This is a genomic window from Flavobacteriales bacterium, assembly GCA_020635395.1.
In the GTDB taxonomy this organism is placed as follows: Bacteria; Bacteroidota; Bacteroidia; order NS11-12g; family UBA9320; genus UBA987.
Genome location: JACJZV010000005.1, coordinates 118,272 through 139,551, shown reverse-complemented (window position 1 = coordinate 139,551; position 21,280 = coordinate 118,272). Strand labels below are relative to the sequence as shown.

21 protein-coding genes and 1 pseudogene are annotated in these 21,280 nt (G+C 37.6%); 9 read left to right on the top strand and 13 right to left on the bottom strand.

All coding sequences use genetic code 11. The features are described 5' to 3' along the window. The first annotated feature begins 20 nt into the window (after positions 1-20). From H6607_13215 to H6607_13200, 4 genes are read left to right on the top strand one after another with little or no spacing between them, the layout of a single operon-like run. Positions 21-344, top strand: a complete 324-nt coding sequence (locus H6607_13215; GenBank protein ID MCB9263327.1) for a nitrous oxide reductase accessory protein NosL — start codon at positions 21-23, stop codon at positions 342-344. 8 nt (positions 345-352) lie between these two features. Next, a complete protein-coding gene (locus tag H6607_13210) occupies positions 353-1,603 on the top strand; it encodes a nitrous oxide reductase family maturation protein NosD (GenBank protein MCB9263326.1) in 1,251 nt (416 codons plus the stop codon). Next, positions 1,587-2,291: an ABC transporter ATP-binding protein gene (locus H6607_13205; GenBank protein ID MCB9263325.1), complete on the top strand. Its 705-nt coding sequence runs from the start codon at positions 1,587-1,589 to the stop codon at positions 2,289-2,291. Before H6607_13210 ends, H6607_13205 begins: the two co-directional genes overlap by 17 nt. 3 nt (positions 2,292-2,294) lie before the next feature. Further along, a complete protein-coding gene (locus H6607_13200; GenBank protein MCB9263324.1) occupies positions 2,295-3,077 on the top strand; it encodes an ABC transporter permease in 783 nt (260 codons plus the stop codon). A gap of 208 nt (positions 3,078-3,285) precedes the next feature. Here H6607_13200 and H6607_13195 read toward each other — a convergent pair whose 3' ends face one another. The 7 genes from H6607_13195 to H6607_13165 form a co-directional block, all read right to left on the bottom strand. Continuing rightward, a complete protein-coding gene (locus H6607_13195; protein ID MCB9263323.1) occupies positions 3,286-3,951 on the bottom strand; it encodes a hypothetical protein in 666 nt (221 codons plus the stop codon). 87 nt (positions 3,952-4,038) lie between these two features. Beyond that, positions 4,039-4,701, bottom strand: a complete 663-nt coding sequence (locus tag H6607_13190) for a hypothetical protein (GenBank protein MCB9263322.1) — start codon at positions 4,699-4,701, stop codon at positions 4,039-4,041. An 82-nt stretch (positions 4,702-4,783) separates the two neighbouring features. After that, on the bottom strand, positions 4,784-5,206 hold the full coding sequence (locus tag H6607_13185) for a PIN domain-containing protein (protein ID MCB9263321.1): 423 nt from the start codon (positions 5,204-5,206) through the stop codon (positions 4,784-4,786). Further along, positions 5,203-5,460 carry a hypothetical protein gene (locus tag H6607_13180; protein ID MCB9263320.1) on the bottom strand — a complete coding sequence of 86 codons (258 nt, stop codon included), beginning with the start codon at positions 5,458-5,460 and terminating at the stop codon, positions 5,203-5,205. The genes H6607_13185 and H6607_13180 overlap by 4 nt, the downstream gene beginning before the upstream one ends. 75 nt (positions 5,461-5,535) lie before the next feature. Continuing rightward, the gene (locus H6607_13175; GenBank protein ID MCB9263319.1) at positions 5,536-5,739 is read right to left on the bottom strand and encodes a hypothetical protein; all 204 of its coding nucleotides are present in this window, start codon (positions 5,737-5,739) and stop codon (positions 5,536-5,538) included. A gap of 82 nt (positions 5,740-5,821) precedes the next feature. Then, positions 5,822-6,802, bottom strand: a complete 981-nt coding sequence (locus H6607_13170) for a BtrH N-terminal domain-containing protein (GenBank protein MCB9263318.1) — start codon at positions 6,800-6,802, stop codon at positions 5,822-5,824. Between the two features lie 178 nt (positions 6,803-6,980). Next, positions 6,981-7,679 (bottom strand): hypothetical protein, encoded by a 699-nt coding sequence (locus H6607_13165; protein MCB9263317.1) that lies wholly within the window; start codon positions 7,677-7,679, stop codon positions 6,981-6,983. A gap of 353 nt (positions 7,680-8,032) precedes the next feature. Here H6607_13165 and H6607_13160 point away from each other — a divergent pair. Further along, positions 8,033-10,192, top strand: a pseudogene (locus tag H6607_13160) (sodium-translocating pyrophosphatase). Between the two features lie 676 nt (positions 10,193-10,868). On the opposite strand, the gene H6607_13155 reads toward H6607_13160, so the two are convergent. From H6607_13155 to H6607_13145, 3 genes are all read right to left on the bottom strand, one after another. After that, a complete protein-coding gene (locus H6607_13155; protein ID MCB9263316.1) occupies positions 10,869-11,309 on the bottom strand; it encodes a cytochrome c in 441 nt (146 codons plus the stop codon). A 108-nt stretch (positions 11,310-11,417) separates the two neighbouring features. Then, a complete protein-coding gene (locus H6607_13150; GenBank protein ID MCB9263315.1) occupies positions 11,418-13,541 on the bottom strand; it encodes a radical SAM protein in 2,124 nt (707 codons plus the stop codon). Positions 13,542-13,560: 19 nt separating this feature from the next. Next, on the bottom strand, positions 13,561-13,953 hold the full coding sequence (locus H6607_13145) for a lipocalin family protein (GenBank protein ID MCB9263314.1): 393 nt from the start codon (positions 13,951-13,953) through the stop codon (positions 13,561-13,563). Between the two features lie 74 nt (positions 13,954-14,027). Here H6607_13145 and H6607_13140 point away from each other — a divergent pair, with 74 nt between their 5' ends. The 4 genes from H6607_13140 to H6607_13125 are packed head-to-tail and all read left to right on the top strand — an operon-like array spanning position 14,028 to position 18,567. Then, a complete protein-coding gene (locus H6607_13140; GenBank protein MCB9263313.1) occupies positions 14,028-14,807 on the top strand; it encodes a murein L,D-transpeptidase catalytic domain family protein in 780 nt (259 codons plus the stop codon). Positions 14,808-14,831: 24 nt separating this feature from the next. Then, positions 14,832-16,613, top strand: coding sequence for a L,D-transpeptidase family protein (locus H6607_13135; GenBank protein ID MCB9263312.1), 1,782 nt, complete (start codon positions 14,832-14,834; stop codon positions 16,611-16,613). Between the two features lie 11 nt (positions 16,614-16,624). Beyond that, positions 16,625-17,869 (top strand): hypothetical protein, encoded by a 1,245-nt coding sequence (locus H6607_13130; protein MCB9263311.1) that lies wholly within the window; start codon positions 16,625-16,627, stop codon positions 17,867-17,869. Further along, positions 17,869-18,567: an SDR family NAD(P)-dependent oxidoreductase gene (locus H6607_13125; GenBank protein ID MCB9263310.1), complete on the top strand. Its 699-nt coding sequence runs from the start codon at positions 17,869-17,871 to the stop codon at positions 18,565-18,567. Before H6607_13130 ends, H6607_13125 begins: the two co-directional genes overlap by 1 nt. A 19-nt stretch (positions 18,568-18,586) precedes the next feature. Here the strand turns inward: H6607_13125 and H6607_13120 are convergent, their stop codons facing one another. The 3 genes from H6607_13120 to H6607_13110 form a co-directional block, all read right to left on the bottom strand. Then, a complete protein-coding gene (locus H6607_13120) occupies positions 18,587-19,387 on the bottom strand; it encodes a hypothetical protein (GenBank protein MCB9263309.1) in 801 nt (266 codons plus the stop codon). 92 nt (positions 19,388-19,479) lie between these two features. Next, positions 19,480-20,622 (bottom strand): hypothetical protein, encoded by a 1,143-nt coding sequence (locus H6607_13115; GenBank protein ID MCB9263308.1) that lies wholly within the window; start codon positions 20,620-20,622, stop codon positions 19,480-19,482. Between the two features lie 44 nt (positions 20,623-20,666). Beyond that, complete coding sequence (locus H6607_13110) at positions 20,667-21,212, bottom strand: class I SAM-dependent methyltransferase (protein MCB9263307.1); 546 nt, start codon at positions 21,210-21,212, stop codon at positions 20,667-20,669. Between the last annotated feature and the right edge of the window lie 68 nt (positions 21,213-21,280).

The window sequence follows — 21,280 nt, the reverse complement described above, 5'->3', positions numbered from 1 at the left end:
CTTCATGTAAAAATTGCAATATGGATTTGTTTGACAACCGATTTGATTCCAAATTTATCCTAAATCAAAAAGAAACGGTATTTTGTTCGATTGAATGTTTGGTTAAGTATGTTCAAAAAGAAAAGATTGAGCAGGCTCAGTTTTTCGTTTCCAATTATGAGCAACCAAATAAATTTTTGGATGCTCAAAAGGCTTCTTTTTTAATTTCTAAAAAAATAACAAGCCCGATGGGAGCACATTTGGCCGCATTTTCAAATGCTGAAACGGCAAAAAAAATGGCCGGAAAACGTACAGGAAATGTGTATTCTTGGTCTGAATTACACGATGTTTTATTGACTAAATAATGGTAAAAATGCGAAAAGGTTTCTTTTTTTTTACTTTGCTGCTCTGCATATTTCAGTTTCAAATTTATGCGGCCACAACCAAAGTTTGTTCAACATGCAATGTGAAAAATATTGGAAAAGCTATTGAACTTGCCGCTCCAGGAGACACTATACAAATTGAAAAAGGAATATACAAAGAATGGGATATTAAGTTAGATAAACCGCTGACCATTATTGGAAAAAACAATCCCGTAATTGACGTAAACAACAAAGGCTATGGTCTTATCTTTGGTGCTGACAGTATTACGGTTATAGGTTTGACTATCAGAAATATAGGTCAATCCTACACCAAAGATTATGCGGCAATTCATTTACACAAAAACAAAAATTTTATCATTAGTAACTGTGTGCTAGAAAACGTGTTTTTTGGAATATTGTGTGAAAAGTCGAACAACGGTCTTATCGAAAAAAACACGGTTTCGAGCAATGCAGTTAGAGAGGCGAGCTCGGGCAATGGCGTGCATTTGTGGCACAGCAACAATGTAACTATTCGCAATAATGAACTGCACCATTTACGCGATGGCATCTATTTTGAATTTGCCACTGATTGTTCAATTGAAAACAACTATAGTCACAACAATTTACGCTATGGATTGCATTTTATGTTTTCGCATGGAAATTTGTATAAAGAAAACGTATTTACACAAAATGGAGCCGGTGTGGCCGTTATGTTTTCTAAAGAAATTACGATGTTGAATAATAAATTTTTGGACAACATGGGTGCCGCATCCTACGGATTGCTGCTCAAAGAAATTAACGATTCTAAAATTGAAGCAAATTTATTTAACAAAAACACCATTGGCATATTTATCGAAGGTTCAAACCGGGTGGAGTACCGCAAAAATATTTTTAGCGAAAATGGATGGGCGATAAAGGTGGCAGGGGCATGTTATTCAAACTCATTTTTAAACAACGATTTTCTTAATAATTCGTTTGACGTATCGTACAATAGCCAGGTAAATGACAACCGATTTAATCATAATTATTGGAGTGAATATTCGGGGTATGACCTTAATAATGATGGACTTGGTGATGTTGCTTATCGGCCAGTAAAACTTTTTTCGTATGTGGTAAACAACACACCCGAAACCATTATACTTTTGCGTAGCCTTTTTGTGATGATTTTGAATTTTAGCGAAAAAATTACTCCTATTTTTACACCAGACAATCTTGTTGATGAACATCCTCAAATGATAAAGAACTGTGATTCAAATAGTTAAGCTCAGTAAAAAATATGGAAAAGTGCAGGTGTTGCAAGAGCTTGATCTCGAAATTCCAAAAGGAGGGGTGTTTACCATTTTGGGGCCAAATGGTTCGGGTAAAACCACACTTCTAAAAAGTATTCTTGGCATGGTGCGGCCAAACAAAGGACAAATTGTACTCAATGGTCAATCGATATTAGGTGAATGGACTTATCGAAACAATTTGAATTATTTGCCACAAATTGCCAATTTTCCGAGCAATTTAACTGTAAATGAGTTGATTAATTTTATAAAAAACCTGCGGAAAACGCAAACCAATGAACAGGAATTAATTGCCGATTTTAAACTTGAACCTTTTTTGAACCAAAAACTCGGAAACTTATCGGGAGGAACTCGACAAAAGGTGAATTTGGTATTGTGTTTTATGTTTGACAGTGAGTTGTTTATACTCGATGAACCCACATCAGGATTGGATCCTGTGGCTTTAATTATTTTAAAAAAACACATTAACAACCAACGAGCAATGGGTAAAACACTGTTAATAAGCTCGCACATAATGAGTTTCGTTGAAGAAATCTCAGATCAAATTGTGTTTTTATTGGAGGGTAAAATTTACTTTAAAGGGAGTATTTCTTATTTAATTGACCAAACCAAAACCGATAATCTTGAACATGCAATAGCTCAAATACTTCAACAAAACGATTAAACTATGTATAAAATATTAAAATATAGTATTTACGATTTGCTGAGAAGTAGGTGGAGTTTGGTGTATTTTTCGTTTTATTTAATCTTGTGTTTTGTACTTCTGTTTTTAAATAATGATGTACCCAATGCGGTAATTACAATTCACAATGTTATTGTAGTTTTAACCCCGCTTATTGGAACTATTTTTGGGGTAATGTACTACTACAATAGCAAAGAATTTGTAGAATTATTGATAGGTCAGCCATTAAAGCGGTCATCCATTTTTTTAGGACAGTATTTGGGAATTTCTGTTTCTTTAAGTTTGAGTTTGGTTCTTGGCTTGTCGATTCCATTTGCGGCTTATGGGCTTTTTTCGTCTTCCGAAATGGTAAACTTTGGATTGTTGCTCATGGTTGGTGTGTTTCTTACGTTTATTTTTGTTGCCATTGCATACAACATTGCACTTCGATTTGACAATAAAATAAAAGGATTTAGCTATGCAATCATTGTGTGGTTGCTTATGGCTGTGGTTTACGACGGCGTTTTGCTTATTTTGTTACAACTTTACAACGACTATCCATTGGCCAAATTTGCATTGGGAGCCACTTTGTTTAATCCCATCGACTTGTCGAGAATTTTAGTTATTTTAAACCTTGATAAATCGGCAATAATGGGTTATACGGGAGAAGTGTTTAAAACATTTTTAGGAACAGGCAAGGGGCAAATTGTCGCATTAATTGCATTGTTGTCTTGGGTTATTTTTCCATGTTTCTTGTTGTTGAAAAAGGCAGGCAAGAAGGATTTTTAGCCGAATAAATTGATAGGGGACTGATGAAAAAGGTTTGTATTCATTTAATTATCAATGCCATTAACCCACATGATAACCACAAGAACTACAAGGCTTTACTACCCCAATAAAAAACCAAATTGACCCAAAATCTACTGTTAACGCATTTATTACCAGTTAATTGTAAAATCATTTGGTATAATTAGATGCTTTTGGAGAAATAAACATGCTATACAAATTTTTTTCCCGCTTTGACTTTTGTAATAATTTCTTTTAAAGTTCTAAATAAATAATAGCGTCTGCTTTCGTTGATGCCCGTGGCAAAAGATATTCTTCTTTTGCCTTCTAAGAGGATGGAACCACCTTGAACACGAGAATATTTGATATTGCGTTGATCTTCTTTGACAGTCGAAATTTCAGCCCAATCAAATTTCTTTGTCTGGCCAATACTTCCTACCCCTGTAAATATTTTGCCTCCTTGTCTATTCAGCGTTAGCTCTACTTTGCCCCCAATAGCCATTAAAGTCACACCCCATAAAATGATTGACCCAATTAAAAAGGGAATTCCAAACAGCGACATTAATGGGTCAAATTTACCTTCCAAAATCTGTGAAACATAAATTCCGCCAATGGCCATTCCTGACCAAATCACCGCAAACGGTACTAAAAAAATAGCTAAGGGAGATCTAGTGGTGGCACCAATAACAATTTGATGCATTTCATGTCTTATCCATGTACCTCTCGGAGGGGTATTCAAGTCAAAACCGTCCGCGTTCAAATCATCTATCGCTTCCGATATTTTGAAGATATTATAACAATTCTGGCATTGACCCACATCCGTATGGATGTTGATATTTTCGTTCAGAACTTCTGTATTACAGTTTGGACATTTCATATTATTTCAATTTTGTGTAATGGTTTGTGTGATGCGAAATTAGGAGTATGGCCGCAGACACTTTGTTGTACAGCATTTTTATTTTTTTCAACCGTATCCATTTGTTAATAGAATATTTATCTCATCATCGTATTTAATGCCTAATGCTAAATCTCTTTTACAGTTTTCAAAGTATCCAAGTTGAATATAGTTCGAGTTGTAATAATCATCTATTTTATTCAAGAAGTTAGTTTTTAGATTATATGCTTTCCAGTTTCCTTTTTGGTCAAGCGATTTGAAGAATTCTTGAATTAAAATTTGTGCATCTGCATTATTAAATTGAGTTCCATGGGGGTTTTTGGAAAACAATTTCTGTTCCCCTGTCAATAAATCATGAAGAATACAATTCGTTTCTTGCTTAGAAATAGGATTAATTGTCAATTGTTCATTTCCATTCCAAACATTGCCGGGTTTTGGGAGAAATATTGGTGTATCGAAGCCTTTTGCAAACAATATTTCGCTATAATCATTGAACCCTCTTTGAATATCCTCTTTTACTAATTGAAAGTGAAAACTGCCTGTTCTTAGATGTTGAACAATATCATGAGAAAGCAGATTTTTATCTTCACTTATTGGTAAAGTTATCCAATAAGAATTTGAATTAGCCGATTTATCTAATGCTTCAAGTAATATGTCAACTTCTATTCTTCTCATTTTTTCATAATGCTCTACAGTTTGCCAATAGGAGTGGGCTGGCCACCAATCTATCAAGCCGCTGATACTTTTGTTACTCGTAATTATCACCAAATTTGCTCTTTCGCCAAGCTTACTTTTATTGGCCTTTAATCCTAGATTATTTTGTTTTCAAACTTTTCAAATATTCGTCCGGTGTTAAAACGGGAATTTCTGATTCTTTGAAATCTTTACCATTTCTTGTAATCAATATTTTGCAATCCATTTTTATTGCACAATAGTATTGTAAGGAGTCCTCAAAATCCGAGAATTTTGACGATAATCCTTTATCGACAATTTTATCTGTCAAATCTGATGTGGTTGCAACGACCTTAAACTTCCGAATCTTCTCTTTAACCAGCTCTTTACCCTCGAATCTTGATAGTAAATTATAAACGGTGGAGTATGTTAAAGCTGAAACAATCAATTCAATCTCTGCTTTATCAGCAAGAGTTGTAATTTTAGCCGCAGAATCATAAAAAGGTTCTCTTTCTCCTAACAAATCAAGCACAACGTTTGTGTCAAGGAATATTCTATCTTTCATTTATATTTCTCGGCTAAGTAATCACCATATTCTTTTTTATAATCAAAATCCGCTGGCAGTTTTACTCCGGTTTTCATACTCCTGACAAATGGCGATATCTCAATATCATTATCAGATGGTTTATTTTCTTTTTCAATCAATGATTTAAGATAAGACTCAATTATACGTGATAGACTTCTTCTATGAGATGAAGCATATTCTTTGGCTTTGTCTATCACATACTTGTCTAGTTTTAGTGTCAACTTTGCATCCATAATTTTATACCATTAAGTACGTACAAATATGTGAAATTTATCCGTATTTTAAGCTATATTTTTTTGGTGGTTAATTTACATGGCGTTTTCGGGCTTGGCGTTCGGGCGATCCCGATAGCTATCGGGAGTGGGGCACAAAACCATCAACCCAGCACTAAAGTTGATTTGAAAAACTAAACTTGAATTTAACCACTTCGCCCCGCCATTTTGCCAAACTGCCGTGTGTGCCGCAAATGGCAAACACTCTTCAAATTTACCTGAACGGAGGGTAATAACCAATAGGTAAAAAATTATTGGATTAGCTGATGAGGTGTAGTCTCCTCATTTATGGGGAGAGCTGGCTGCTCGATTGTGCGTTCGGCTAAATTTCTGCCAATTTCTGCATTGCATTTTTTTCTTTTGTTGATAGTTGTTTTAAAATGTCCGTTGCTTGTTCAATATATTTTCTGTCTTTTGTTTTGCTAACTTGTAAAAACAAATTTGAAATGTCTGTCCACAAGTTTGCAATGTCAATAAATTGTTTGTTTGCTTCTTTAAGTTTGTCAAGTTTCAAAAGTTCGTAACTCTCTTGTAAAAAATCTCTGTATAAATTTCTGAATAAAGCACCACCTGTTCCTGCTTTTTCCATTATCATGGCACTTGCCTTAAATTCGGTTTCAATGTCTTTGCTTGTGTCAAACCACTTTTGAATTTCCTTACTTGTTTTTAAAATTCCTTTATAGCCAATATTGTTGATTGGTGGATTTAAATAATCAGTCGCATTGTGACGAATTGCAGTAACAACAGCACTTTTCAAATCATATTTTTTGTCTGTCTTATTTAGAATGTAATACAAGTTTTTTGAGGACATTGGTCCTTTTTCATTTCGTGCTAATTCTAAACTTTTCAAACTTGTTTTTACTTGTCCACCTTGTTGTTTAGTGTCCACCAAAAATGCAGCTTCGTTGTTGTAGCCGTAAATGGCAACATAATGTCCTGCAAAATGAAAAGGATTTGAGAAATACTCTAAATGATAACAGTCTAATTTCAGTCCTACAACTTTTCCATTGTCAAGCAGTTGTTTTACATTGTCCCAAGCCTTTTGAGTTGATGAAGTTTCTTTAATTGTCAGTTCAAGGTTTAGGTTTGTTGCAATATTCTGTGTTAGCAAGTCAGTTTTAATACGTCCACCTATAAATGGAAAGTCCATTGTTTTCATACTCCAAAAAATGAAACCAAGCCCTTGTCCAAGTCCAAATAGCATTGGTTCAGAAAGTTCAATGCCAAGTTGTTGCAACAAAGTCCCAGTTGCTGTCGTCTCACAATGTTGTCCGTTAAATGGTTTTGTATTTTCTACTTTCATTTTTTATAGGGTGTCTCAATAGCTGACGCACAACGGTTTTCGGCTTGGCGAAGGGCGGGACTTTTACAACAAAAATTGATTTGAAAAACTAATGTTTGATTAACTACAAAACTTGCTTTGGAACACGAAACCCCGCCTTTTGGGCAGCTGCTGATATGGGGTGGCTTTCTTTCCATCGTTAGTTTTTGTCCCATTGTATTGGTTTCTTTTCTTTCAATTTGTCTGCGTAAAAGTCAAGTCCTTCTTTTGCTGTTTCAAAAAACTGTCCGCCCATTGGTTTGTCGTTGAATGAAACGTAAAACTTGCCAAGTGTGTTTGGAACTTCTTCACTAAATATTGTCGGTATAATATAAGTGTTAAGTGTCCATGTTTCTTTAATGTCTTTGTCCACGCTGAACCGTAACCAATAATGGCTTGTGAACGGAAAATAATTTTTTAAACCTTTATGTCGCTTTGCCTCGTTTAGCATTTCTAAATATCTTTCATTCCATTCGGTCTGCTTCCAAAATGCTGTGTCGTTAAAGAACATATTTTTCACTTTTGTCCAAGCCGTATCAATGTCGTGATTTGGGTTTTTTATTCCAAAGTCCGAATACAACTCAAGTTCGTCAAATTTGCTTTTGATTTCTAAAATGCCTTTTTGTTTGTCCACCCAAAGGTCGATAACAGTTGCAAGTCTGTCGAGGTCGGTAAACAGTCCTCTTGCAAAACACTTCTCATAGTTTTGTTTGTCTGTCTGCTCATAAAGCACAATTGAAAAGTCCTTGTCGGTTGATGCAAACTCAGTCCTGAAACTTCTACCTGCCTTATTGAAAAAAGAATACCTGTCGGGGAAAGTCCCGTCAATTGTTGAAGCTAATTTGATATTAGATTTCAACTTGTCAAGTCGTCTTTGTATTTCGTTTGATAGATGCACTGTCGTTTATTTTAACATTAGTATATACGCACTTTTTCTAACTCAGTGGCGTATATATCCCTTATAACTTGCAATCCAAATTCAGCTATTCGTTCAAACATACCCACCTCTCAAAAATACAATTTCCTGACACCCAATCATAAAAATCATTACCAATCCGCTAATTTTTCAAAACCTATTTGCATGCTTGCATCTCATATCTAATATGTCACATCTTCTTCTGATAGCTATCGGGACACATCTCTTAAAACAAATTTTCTCCATAAACCCAAATCCCTTATTTTTGCCGACTTTATTAAAATCAAGAAGATATAATGAGTGAAAATTTGATTTATTTACTACCACTTTTTGGCCTTGTAGGCTTGGTTGTGATGATTGCCAAATCGGCATGGGTGAACAAACAAGAAGGTGGAAACGAGAAAATGCAAGAGATTGCAAATCACGTTCGTGAAGGGGCTTTGGCTTTCTTAAAGGCTGAGTACCGAATTCTTACCATTTTTGTGGTGCTTGCTGCTATTTTATTGGGCATTTTAGCTTGGAGAGTTGAGTCAACTCACTGGTTTATTGTTATTGCCTTTGTTATTGGTGCCGTTTTTTCGGCCGTGGCCGGAAACATCGGTATGCGAATAGCCACCGCGGCCAACGTACGTACCACTCAAGCGGCTCGTACCAGCTTGGCTCAAGCTCTTAAAGTTTCGTTTAACGGCGGAACGGTTATGGGGCTTGGCGTTGCAGGTTTGGCTGTGTTGGGTTTGAGCGTATTGTTTGTGTTGTTGGTAAAATGGCTTATGACCGATGGTGGCAATTTTTATGACGAAATGACCATGGTACTTGAAACCCTTGCAGGTTTCTCGTTGGGTGCCGAGTCTATTGCCTTGTTTGCCCGTGTGGGTGGCGGTATTTATACAAAAGCTGCCGACGTAGGTGCCGACTTGGTTGGTAAAGTAGAGGCCGGAATTCCGGAAGACGACCCAAGAAACCCTGCAACCATTGCCGACAACGTGGGCGACAATGTGGGCGATGTGGCCGGTATGGGTGCCGATTTATTCGGTTCGTATGTGGCTACCGTACTTGCCTCTATGGTGTTGGGTAATTATTTGATAAAAGACATGGGGGCTGATTTTTCTGATAATTTTGGCAACATGGGTCCTATATTGCTTCCTATGCTTATTGCTGGTTTAGGTATCATATTTTCTATTATAGGCACATTTTTTATCCGCATCAGCGGAAACGATGCCAAAGAAGCACAAGTTCAATCGGCATTAAATAAAGGAAACTGGTCTTCCATCATTTTGACTGCCATTGCCTCATTCTTTGTTATTAAATGGATGTTGCCAGATACGTTGACCATGAAATTTTTCCAAGAAGGAATGGTGGAGCTTTCTTCCATGCGGGTATTTTATGCTGTTTTGGTAGGATTGGCCGTGGGAGGTTTAATTTCATACTTCACAGAATATTATACAGGTTTGGGTAAAAAACCGGTGTTGGATATTGTTCAAAATTCATCAACCGGTGCCGCCACCAACATCATTGCCGGACTTTCTACAGGTATGATCTCAACTTTTGGGCCTATCTTATTGTTTGCAGCGGCTATTTGGTCGGCTTACGCATTTGCAGGTTTTTATGGTGTGGCCATTGCTGCATCGGCCATGATGGCTACAACGGCTATGCAATTGGCTATTGATGCTTTTGGCCCCATTGCGGACAACGCTGGAGGTATTGCAGAAATGAGCGAATTGCCGGAAGAAGTTCGGGAAAAAACAGATATTTTGGACTCGGTAGGTAACACCACAGCGGCCATCGGAAAGGGTTTTGCTATCGCATCTGCGGCGTTGACAGCTCTTGCTTTGTTTGCGGCTTATGTAACTTTTACAGGAATCGACGGAATCAATATTTACAAAGCCCCGGTGTTGGCCGCTCTTTTTGTGGGAGGTATGGTTCCCGTAGTTTTCTCTGCCTTGGCTATGCGTTCGGTGGGTAAAGCTGCCATGGATATGGTAAAAGAAGTTCGTCGTCAGTTTAAAGAAATTCCGGGCATTATGGAAGGTACCGGAAAACCAGAATACGGCAAATGCGTTGATATTTCTACCAAAGCAGCACTTCGCGAAATGATGTTGCCAGGTGCCATCACCATTTTAACTCCAATTTTGGTAGGTTTCCTAACGGGTGCTTTTAGTGGCGACTGGACATTGGCTGCCGAAGTTTTGGGCGGTTATATGGCTGGAGTTTGTGTAAGTGGTGTGCTTTGGGCTATATTCCAAAACAACGCCGGAGGTGCTTGGGACAATGCTAAAAAATCGTTTGAAGCTGGTGTAATGATTGATGGACAAATGACCTACAAAGGTTCGGATGCTCACAAAGCTGCTGTTACTGGCGATACCGTGGGCGACCCGTTTAAAGATACCTCTGGACCATCCATGAATATTTTGATTAAACTTACTTGTTTGGTAGGTTTGGTAATCGCTCCAATTATTGCTCAATTGGCCGGAACAGGTCATGGAAACGAACAATATGGTCATCACGGAAAAGGACACCATGCGGATTATCAGAAATGTCATGGCAAAAATCATGGGGAGTGTGCCAACTATGGCGACCATTGCAAAGGAGATAAAAAACACTGCAAAGGCAACAAAGCCGAGTGCAGCGGGGAGTCAAAAGTAGCCTGCCAAGGCAAATGCCACGGCGATTGCAAAAGCCACCAAGACCTTGAGTGCTGCAAACAAAAAATGGCTGATGAGAAGGCCAATGCAACCGACAGCACATCCACCTCGGCGGACAAGGCACATAATGCCAATTAACAAATCACTTTGATAGATTAAAAGTCCCTCGAAGAACCTTCGGGGGATTTTTTTTGAACTTTTTTTAACCAGGATTTGTCGCAGCCAATTGTTTTTTCCTCTTTAATCGAATTGGAATTATTCAACCGTAATTCGCAGCAGCGATTTGTGGGTATTTTTCTTGAGCTGAGTAGTTTTTGGCAGAAGAAGCCCAATAAATCATGATTGCAGCCGATAAACTCTGTTTTTATTCTTTCAATTTTTGCTGTTTGCAAACACGTTCTATTTCTTTACGGAACCTCTTATTTGGGATAAAAAAAGAGCCGCAACATTAGCTACGGCTCTTAGATTCAGTATTTTGTGAAATATTACGTTACTTATCGTTTTTGTGCAAATAGGCCAAAATGTCCTCAATTTCTGCATCGGTAACTTCGATGGGGGTCATTGGCACATTGTTGTACTCTTCAAACAATTTTTTTGCATCAGGGTCGGTTTGTACCCATCCTGCCGGATCTTTAATCATGCTTCGAATCCAGTCGTCCGACCGACGGGTGGTTACTCCTTTCAATCCTGGACCAATTAATTTTTCATCGGTGGTTTTATGACACTGACCGCATTTTGCAGCATTGGTCACTAAACCTTCCCCTGCATAAGCGTTGCCACCCTTTGTGTCAGCAGGTTGTTCTGTTTCTGTTTCCGTTTTAGAAGTTTTTTGCTCATCGGCGGTATTTTCTTTCGAACCGCATGAGGTAAAATTAATGCCGAAACCAGTAATTAGTACGGCGGCAAAAAGTGTTTTTAAGTTTGTTTTCATCTTCATATCCTTTAATTAGTGTGCAACCATAATGCACGCAACAAAGGTATGCTTCGTATAATAATTTTATCAGTTTTTTTTCTGATAATTTACAGTTTTTAGGCGGACTTATACCACCACTATTCCTAAATCTCTGAGCCAGGCACCGTCCGTGTTGTGCAACCAAAAATCGAGGTGAGGAATTATTTTATCCAGATCATTAACCGTTTTAGGACTTTGTTTGTAATGCGTTTTACTCAAAAGTGCTCTAACAATTTTTGCATCTTCATTGGGCAGCTCAATTTCAATGCTTTCGGAGGTGGTTTCAAATCTTAAACCAAATGGTGTGATACTGGGTATTTCGCCCAAATAAATGATGCGGCTGGAGGTAATGGCTTGAGCAAACTGTTTGCCTTCAATGTATGATTCGATGGTGTTTGGCAAAACATTCGACCGCACAATTTTAAAGGAAAACCATTGGTGAACGGGTTGTTCAAACCCCACTTCATACATAAAGTTATAGGTGGCTTTTTGTAGGCCACGGGCATATTTTTCATGGTTTAGTCCATCTGTATGTTCTAAATCATTGTTTGCAAAGCTGCCCTTTTGTTTTGTTAAATTCTCCGCCCCAAAATGCGTGGGATTCAATCCAACAGGGCTGTGCATGGTCATCGAAAACTGGTGCCAAAAGGCAGATTTTATCAAATTGTGTTCGAATAATTGTCGGACAATTTCCAACGAGTTGATGGTTTCTAATTCGGTTTGTGTCGGAAAACCATACATTAAATAGGCATGAACCATAATGCCATTTTCGCTAAACGAATGGCATACTTGGGCGGTTTGCTCTATCGAAACACCTTTTTTAATGAGGTTCAAAATGCGGTCGTTGGCCACTTCCAAACCACCGGAAACAGCAATGCAGCCCGATTTTGCCAAGAGTTTGCACAAATCGGGGGTAAATTTTTTTTCAAATCGAATGTTGGCCCACCATTGAATTTGGAGGTTTCTGTTTAATAATTCGATAGCCAAATCACGCATCAATGCAGGCGGGGCGGCCTCGTCCACAAAATGAAATGCGGTGGAGTTTGTCTCTGAAATAATCTTTTCAATGCGGTTGCAAATATTGGCGGCTGTCAGCGGTTCATAGCGTTTTATATAGTCAAGCGAAACATCGCAAAATGTGCATTTGCCCCAATAACAGCCATGTGCAAGCATCAGTTTGTTCCATCGCATTTCGTTCCACATTCTATTCATGGGATTGGCCATTTCTATCAGCGAAACATAGTTGTTGAGTGGCAAATCAAGATAGGAGGGTGTTCCGGTTTCCCGTTGTGGAATGTCTAATTCAGCGTTGTTGAAATAAGCAACTTTGTTTTCATGCAGATAAAATGTTCTTTTTAGGTCGGTTTTGGTTCTTTTATTTTCAAAAAATTCAATCAAACATTTCATCGGAAGTTCGCCACTATCCAATGTCAAAAAGTCGATAAATTCAAAAAATCTTGGGTCATTTATACTCCTAAGCTCGGTGTTGGCATATCCTCCTCCGGCAATAATTTTTATGTTTGGAAAATCATTTTTTACGGCCTGTGCCGCTTTTAAAGCTCCAAACACATTGCCCGGAAAGGGCAACGTAAAGGCCACAACATCTGGCATATATTCTTGGCAATGAGCAGTAATATTTTCCTGAATATATGTGGAGATAAGATGGTTCGGCGAACAGAGTTCATTGTATAAATCATCAAAATATGGGGTAGAGGCCGCCAATTTTTCGGCATATTTGCTCATGCCGTAGTTTTTGTCAAGATTTTCTTGAATAAAGTCTATCAAATCTTCTAAAAACAGCGTAGCAAGATGTTTTGCTTTGTCCGAGTTTCCCATTTTGCCAAACGCCCACTCCAAGTCTTGAGCTTGTTCAATTTTCGAACCAACAGGCAAATAATCGGGTTGAAGAATTTGCTGTGCCAAGCTAGGTTTTTGGTTTTGCAAAAACAAAATTACATCATCAATTAGGGTAATATACCTATACTTTAGAGCATACATTCGGCTGGCGGTTTCGCTCAAATTTTGGGTGTTAATGGTTTCAAAAACTTCGGTTAAACCTTTTTTTGAAAAAATCCGAAGATTGACTTCTAAACTTAAATCAATTTGTTTACTCTCTATGCCAAGCGTATTTAAAAAACCTTTAATGAAACAAGTGGCAGGGTAGGGGGTGTTTATCTGAACAAACGGTGGGGTAACAAGTAAAATTTTCATGGATAAAATCACCCAATTTTTAACGAATTCGGGACAAACTGTAGGTAAATGTGTAGGTGTTTTTTGGGTTTATTTTTAATAGTAGTTTGTCTTCAGAAATATGTGCCACAATGTATTGCTCAAAATACTGACCATAGTATCGAATCTCTAAAACATTGTCAATATCGTCGTAGGTCCATTTTCCTGTCAATGGCCTTGTATCTACTTGAGTAAGGCTATATTGATGGTTTTTTTCAAACTTAAATTTGGCATTTACAAACTGTTTTTTCTGATAAGCAAGTTGCCCGTCTAAAATATTTTCTCCAGTAATGTCCTCAATTTTCCAAGTACCGATAATCAATTCGCGGGTTGGCTTTTCGCACGAAGAGAAAAGAAGCATAAACAGGACACCCAAAACGGTATAATTTCTCATAAAATGTTTTTTACTCTTTTGCGTGGCAAGATAGCAAAAAAGTCATACTAAAGTCTATTTTTGCGGCTCGTTTTATGAGGGTACGACAATTAAAAGCATTTTGCACAGCCATGTTGCTAATGGTCATGTTGTCGTCCTACACCACAGTTTCAAATCCTGCGAAAAATACGATAAACTATCAATTGTCGGTTTCTACCACGGGTACAGATTTCGACACGGCTGTTCAAAAATTATATCAAACCATTGATTGGTCGTGTGCCCCCATGGATATGACTGTTTTTAAAAAGGCATTGAACGGGTATCTTTTTTTAAAACAAACCAACGAACTCAAAAAAGAGCAGTTTTTGACTGTTTTGGATTTTTCAAAACAATCCAATCAACGCCGATTGTGGATTATTGACTTAAAATCAAAACAATTGATTTTTAATGAATTGGTAGCTCACGGAAAAAACTCGGGTGATAAGTTTGCCACCTCATTTTCCAACAACAGCGAATCGCAAAAATCATCGTTAGGCTTTTACACGACAGGGGAAACCTATAATGGGAAACATCGATATTCTTTAAAATTAAACGGACTCGAAAGTGGATTTAATAGCAATGCCTTTTCAAGGGGCATTGTAATGCATGGGGCAGACTATGTGAGCCAAGAAATAGCCGAGGCTCAGCAAAGTGTTGGCCGAAGTTTTGGTTGCCCGGCCGTTTCGCAAGAAGTTATACGACCTATCGTTGACATTATTTCGGGAGGGAGCTGTTTTTTTATTTATCACCCCGATGCCGATTACAACGAAAAATCAAAAATTTTAAACAATAGTTTGTACATTCCCATCGAATTATTGAACAACCTGATTGATTGATTTTGGTCGGATTACCTTTGAAATATGGTAAAGAGTATTTTCGTAGTCATTGCAACAGTTTTTTTGGTGGGGTGCAAAAAACCAAATCAAGAAAAATTAGATGAACTGGTAAAAACAGGTTCTTTTGACGAATCATTGCTCATCGAGGCCATTGAAAAAAAAATCTCAACCCCCGATTTATTAAAAAACCTTCGATTTTCTGACACACTTTCTGATTTCTATAAAGAGAACGAATTTAAACCTGTTTGGGCGAGATATTTGGCCGACAACAAAATGGCCAATAAGGTATTTAATCAAATAGAAAATTGTAAACTGGAGGGTTTTAAACCGGAATATTATAAACTGGAAATGCTGAAATCGAAACTGCAAAAATCGATTTCGGAAAGCGAAAATGTTTATGAAAATCTGGCTGAATTGGAGATCTTGGTTTCCGACAATATGCTCTCTTTTCATCGGGATAGAGTTTTTGGCCGCACCAATCCGGATAGTGTTTATAAAGGAACCTATCATTTACCAAGACGAAAATTTCCGGATTTTGAACTATTTGAAATTTTGAATTACGATGATTTTGAGCAAGTTATAGCCAGAAATGCTATTAAAGATACTGCCTATATTTATTTGCAAGATTTGATAAAAGGGTATGTAGATAGACAAAAATCGGGCGAAAAATGGAGCGTGATAGACACCGTTGGAATCAAGAAATTAGAACCCGGAGATACCACAGACGTAATGCCGGCCATAGCCCAAAAGTTGTTTGAAATTGGTATTATTTCGGAAGAGGAAACAAAAACGGCCAACCCAGAATTTTATAACAAAGAATTTGCTGCCTTAACCCGAAGGTTTCAACAACGATACGGCCTTTTTGACGATGCCATTTATGGCCGAAAAACCTTTGGATTGCTCAATAAAAGTATTCAGGATAGAATTGATGACATAGCTGCCAACATGGAGCGAATCCGTTGGTTTGAGCTGCCCGAACAAAAGCCGTACATCGACGTAAATTTGGCTGCGTGCGAATTGTATATGTATTACGTGGACAGTATGAAAAGCATGCGTGTGTGCATTGGCAAAGCCCGTCCATACAACTATTTTGATTTGGTGAAAAAGGCCATAAAAAATAATTCGTTGAAACCCGCCGACCATGAAACTCCGCAAATTGCAAGCCGCATTGGGTATATGGTTTTAAACCCCACTTGGACAGTGCCCAGAAGCATCATTACCCGTGAAATGTGGTGGAAGATTAAAAACGACAAATTTTATCTTCAAAAAAATGGATACGGTGTGTTTTACAAAAAACGAGAAATTAGGTCGGATACCATTGATTGGAGCAAATTTACTCCAACGTCAATTCCTTTCGACATTATTCAAAAATCGGGCGATGACAACTCATTGGGTAGAATAAAATTCATTTTTCCCAACAAATACAGCATTTATTTGCACGATACTCCGCAAAAATCAAAGTTTAAATGGTCGGAAAGAGCAGTTAGTCACGGTTGTGTGAGGGTGGAAGATCCTGTTTTGTTGGGTGAATTTTTAGCTCAAAACATTGATACGCTTGAACCGGACGATTTTAGAATTCACATGGGACTGGTGCCAAGAGAGGAGGAGCGTTTAAAAAAGTATGACCCAAATGATACAACAGCCAGAATCCAACCCATTATTACCACCAGAATTATTCGGTTAAATAAAACAATGCCTATTTATTTTACCTATCGAACCATCTATTTTGACCAAGATTGGAAGGTACATTACAGAAATGATATTTATGATAAAAACAAGTATATCATTAATGCAATGAATTTCTGATATTTGAACCGATGCAATGGCCAACTTTATTTCAACCTGCCCGTTTTGGAAAAAAAATATTTCCATTTATTCTGTGCTTTTTGTTTTTCTCTGTTTCTCAGGCTCAGGACAAACGAATTTTTAAAGAAAAACGAACGTTTAAGGGAACCCAAAATTTTTCGACTGCCATTTATAAGTATCCAATTATGTTTTTTGCCAATGGTGGCAAAACGGGAATCGATTTTAATGTTAGAGATAAATACATGTTTGGTTTTGAAATAACCAATATCAATACCCACAATCCGGTTTTCTACAAGTTAATTACAGAAAAATCTGGCACTTCTATTGGCATTGAGGCCACACCCGACTTGGTGGTTGAACGCAGATTAAAGATTAATTATAAAAATTTCATAGGAAAATATAGCACCTCATTTCACGGGGTGTATATGTCTCCTTTTGTTGAAATGGGTTCGGGAGCAGAAATAATCCGAACTACTTTAGGCAAAGGGTTTGGCAGCAATTTAACAACAAATGTTTTTTCTTATAGAAGGTTTGGTTTATGTTTTGGAAAGCAAGCTACCGTATTCAACAAAGGGGTGGTTGATTTGAATGTTGGAATAGGTTTCAATAAGTTTAGAAATAGTTCTTCAAGATTGCTTTATAATAAATTGGAAGGCCAAAAAAATAATACGTATCTCATAGCATCTCTGGGTTTGGGGCTGGGCATACCCAAAGGCACAGTGGAAATGATAAGAAAACCACGTTCCGAAGATTCTTTGATTTTTAACTATGGTTTAACCCTATCGCTCAACCAAATTCTACAAAGTGGATTTCAACTGGATTTTTATACAAAAAATAAAAATAAATCCTTATGGAATTTTCATGCGTTGTATCGTTCAAACGCCAATACTATTGTAAATCTTAGTTGGGCCGAAGAGTTTGAATCGTATGGAGGAGGCCTGCAATACAGACTGTACCCTGCGGCCAATTTGTACAGAAATGGTCTTTATTATGGCATTGGCTATGATTTTGAAAAAAGCAAGGCCACGATGGTAAATAATAAGGACACCATTGTAGGTCAATATTTTCCACATCAGTTTTCTACCAGTATCGGTTTTACAACCATTTTGAATGATGTATATCTTATAGATTTGTATGTGTCGGGTATATTGACTTTATCAAAATCGGCATACACCATTTATCCCCGTCCAAACGAAGCCTCAGGTGTTAGAACCGAAATGGGTATTAAATTTGGCATTGCACAGTTTAAATATTAATGAATTTAGAAAATAAGGTTTGTATTATTACCGGAGTTAGCAAGGGCATTGGCCTGGCTCTTACCCGACAATTGCTCAACGAAAATGCAATCGTGGTTGGGTTGGGAAGAACCAAGCCCAATGTTGAAAATAATAACTTTAATTTTATTGAAACCGATGTAAGAAATGCTGCTTCTGTGGAGTCGGCCATAAACAAGGTTGTAGCTCAATACGCCAATATACATGTTTTGGTAAACAATGCAGGTTTGGGCTATTTTGGAAAAATTGAAGACCACACATTGCAGCAATGGCACGAAATGTTTGAGACCAATGTAAACGGTATTTTCTATACCTCTCGTTTAATTGTTCCGATAATGAAAAAACAGCAGGAAGGGCATATTTTTAACATCGCCTCCACGGCCGGATTAGAGGGCTACCCGCTGGCCAGTGGATATTGCGGGACAAAATATGCAGTAAAAGGCATTTCGCAATCCATGTATAAAGAAATGCGTGAGGATGGAATAAAAGTAACCTGCGTTTATCCGGGTTCTGTAAAAACCGACTTTTTCAGAAACTCAGCCATCGAGCCACACGATAATATGCTTATGCCCGATGATGTTGCCCTGCTGATGGTGCAAGCCCTGAAAATGCCATTCAACTTTCATCAGGTAAATTTGGAAGTAAGGCCGCTACAGCCAAAGGGGAAGAGAACCACCTGACGAAAAAACAAAATTAGGCTTACTGGCCTAACCGATAAAAACAACCAAATTTTAACCCAACGACGGCAGATAATCCTGAAATATTAGGTGTTTCGAGTGGTAAGTAATATAGGGTTTCAAGCCAATAACTACCTTTCTCTACCGAGGTTAATCGGCCAAAGACATCTGCGTTCCAAACAAACCTTTGGATGTTTTTTCTAATGCCAAACGATGCCTGAAAGGAAGAGCCTATGCTTGGAGGAGAAATTGGTGCAGTCTTCCATGTAAAGTCGCCCACCACATATTCATTTAGCGGAACTAAAAATGTCGTTCTGCCTGCCAGGAACGAGACACCCACGGGTACGTTTTTTAGCCTAAACTTATACTCAGCTCCTACCATAGCCGAAAAAAAGGATATTTGTCCGTTGCTTTCCGCATAATACGTCTTTCCATCGTTATAAAATGCTTGGTAGCCGGTCTTATGAAATTGGAAATTGTGCTGGAGCTCTGCAATGCAATCAAATGAATTGTTCAGTTCTATTTTCGCGGCAAAGGAAGTTTCAATTCCAGAACCCAACGATGATTTTAGGTCTGATGTCGATTTTAAGAATTGAAGGTGTGAAGGAATTTGAGAATGAAGGTTGAGAAATTTGTTGGTGTATGGATGCACCGCCAACCCCAAACTGACCCTTTCTTTAAATGATTTAGAAGGAGATTTTGGCCGAGGTTTTTCGGCCATAGATCCATGCCAAGAGAATAGCAGGATGGGTAAAAATAAAAGGATTTTAAGTGGTTTTAAAATTTTTGAAAGTGGTTCAGAATAGATATTCATTTTTTTCATTACAGATTATATAATGCATAGATAATGAATATTTTGAAAGAATAATATAAAACTTTAGGAACAAGGAGTAGAGTAGGCTCCTTATTCCCACCTCAATACAACTCAATCACCTCTGCAATGGCACTAAGTTGAAAGTAGCTTTCGCCCAAATCGTAACCCAGACCTGTGGGTTCGCAAAAAATATAAGGTTTTTTATTGTATTTAAACGACCATGAGTTGCTGTGTCCCGGAATTTCTACGCCCAACGCCACATGCTTGGCCGAGCCAAAATCAAGCATTACACTGTTAAAACCGAGTAGTTTTTTGTATAGATAAGCCAACAACAACACTCGGTCTTCGCAATCGCTAAAGTTAGATGCAATGGTTTCTTCCGGAAAGTTATATTTTTCGTGACCATATTGGTCGCCATCGGTTTTATAGGCAAATGCCGACTGCACAAAGTGAAGCAGAAAATCGGCTTTTTGGTCGTTTGTGCTCATGGTTTTCATATAATCTCTCAATGGGTTTAAAACAGTGGTTTCAAACTCGTTTGAATGTGGCATGAGTATATAGCTTTTTCCAAGTTCAAGAAGCGGCCTGTCCGACAAATATTCGGTGATAGAATTGTTGCTTGTGGCATTGAGTTGATACACTTTTCCTTGAAAAACCCAGGCCAATTTACGTTCGCTTTTGTGTGCGTTTATCTTGGGCAATTTGTTGGACGTTTCAATAACTTTTGCCTCTTCATTAATCTCCGATTTGTAAATATACCTAGTTCCTTCGGTTGATAAATCATTGAAATCAAGCTTTGTATATTTTTTTTCATCAAAAAAAAGATAGACAGCTGTGGCGGCAGAATGTTGCAAAACGCCAAAACACGAAAGTTTGTTGGCAGTATAGGTTAGTCGCACATCATAATTCAGATGACTAAGAACCTTAAATTGCAAAAGCTGTTTCAAGTTTTTATTCTTAACAGCCGCCTCACTCATTTTTTGCACCAAAAGCACGGTGCCAACATCGTCTAAATTGTATGCTACAACGGCGTTTTCGATTTGCGAATAAAGGTTTGCACTTATTTTTTTATCCAATGCTATGGAGGCTGTTTTAAGGCTTACTTCGTTGAATGTGGTGGGCAATGCGGTTTGATCCAAATAAGTTGTTGTGAAATTAATAGAATGACCATAGAAGTCAACTGTGGCAGAAAATGCGAAGAAGGCGTTTGGAAGCATCATCAAAATCAAAAGAACCCGTTTCATAAGCAACCATTTTATGTATCAACTAAAAAAAGAAATTTTTAGTACTACCCTTTTTTAAACACGGAGGCAAATACCATTCCGTTATTCAATTTTGTAGTTTTAATTACCTTAAAATCAGAGTGTTGGACTATTTTTTGTATGTCGAAAACTTGGTTTAGTTTGTGTCTGGCAAAAATGTTGAAAAAGATAATTGTTGCTTTTAGTAGGCATTTTTGCTTGATTGTTTTAAGTTGGTTGGTAGCAGAGAAATCGGCCACAAGCCAAATGCCTTTCGGAGCCAATATCGAGTGGATTTGTTTTGCAAATTGAGCAATTTCTTGAGGAGTAAATAAATCCAAAAAGAAATTTGAAACAACCACTTCGTACTGTTTTTGTGAAGTGAAATTGCGAAAATCCATGGTATGAAATGCCACATTTTTTCCGATTGATTTTTTCTTGGCTATCGAAATCATTTTTGGGCTTTTTTCGACATAGTCAATGATGTTTTTGGATGATAAGTAGGGAAGGATTTTTCCGGTTCCGCCGCCTACAATTAATACGTTGTCGGTGGGTTTAATCCAATCAAAATGATGGGTTGATGCTGTAATCAAAGACTTCCCGAAAACGATTTTTTGTAAAAAATCATAACAAAAAGCCAACTTATTATAGGTGTTTATTT

Excerpts from the sequence above, each read along its gene's own strand:
- H6607_13215 (MCB9263327.1), top strand. The coding sequence starts at position 21 with ATGGATTTGTTTGACAACCGATTTGATTCCAAATTTATCCTAAATCAA.
- H6607_13210 (MCB9263326.1), top strand. The coding sequence starts at position 353 with ATGCGAAAAGGTTTCTTTTTTTTTACTTTGCTGCTCTGCATATTTCAG.
- H6607_13200 (MCB9263324.1), top strand. The coding sequence starts at position 2,295 with ATGTATAAAATATTAAAATATAGTATTTACGATTTGCTGAGAAGTAGG.
- H6607_13195 (MCB9263323.1), bottom strand. The coding sequence starts at position 3,951 with ATGAAATGTCCAAACTGTAATACAGAAGTTCTGAACGAAAATATCAAC.
- H6607_13185 (MCB9263321.1), bottom strand. The coding sequence starts at position 5,206 with ATGAAAGATAGAATATTCCTTGACACAAACGTTGTGCTTGATTTGTTA.
- H6607_13180 (MCB9263320.1), bottom strand. The coding sequence starts at position 5,460 with ATGGATGCAAAGTTGACACTAAAACTAGACAAGTATGTGATAGACAAA.
- H6607_13170 (MCB9263318.1), bottom strand. The coding sequence starts at position 6,802 with ATGAAAGTAGAAAATACAAAACCATTTAACGGACAACATTGTGAGACG.
- H6607_13155 (MCB9263316.1), bottom strand. The coding sequence starts at position 11,309 with ATGAAAACAAACTTAAAAACACTTTTTGCCGCCGTACTAATTACTGGT.
- H6607_13150 (MCB9263315.1), bottom strand. The coding sequence starts at position 13,541 with ATGAAAATTTTACTTGTTACCCCACCGTTTGTTCAGATAAACACCCCC.
- H6607_13145 (MCB9263314.1), bottom strand. The coding sequence starts at position 13,953 with ATGAGAAATTATACCGTTTTGGGTGTCCTGTTTATGCTTCTTTTCTCT.
- H6607_13140 (MCB9263313.1), top strand. The coding sequence starts at position 14,028 with ATGAGGGTACGACAATTAAAAGCATTTTGCACAGCCATGTTGCTAATG.
- H6607_13135 (MCB9263312.1), top strand. The coding sequence starts at position 14,832 with ATGGTAAAGAGTATTTTCGTAGTCATTGCAACAGTTTTTTTGGTGGGG.
- H6607_13130 (MCB9263311.1), top strand. The coding sequence starts at position 16,625 with ATGCAATGGCCAACTTTATTTCAACCTGCCCGTTTTGGAAAAAAAATA.
- H6607_13125 (MCB9263310.1), top strand. The coding sequence starts at position 17,869 with ATGAATTTAGAAAATAAGGTTTGTATTATTACCGGAGTTAGCAAGGGC.
- H6607_13120 (MCB9263309.1), bottom strand. The coding sequence starts at position 19,387 with ATGAAAAAAATGAATATCTATTCTGAACCACTTTCAAAAATTTTAAAA.
- H6607_13115 (MCB9263308.1), bottom strand. The coding sequence starts at position 20,622 with ATGAAACGGGTTCTTTTGATTTTGATGATGCTTCCAAACGCCTTCTTC.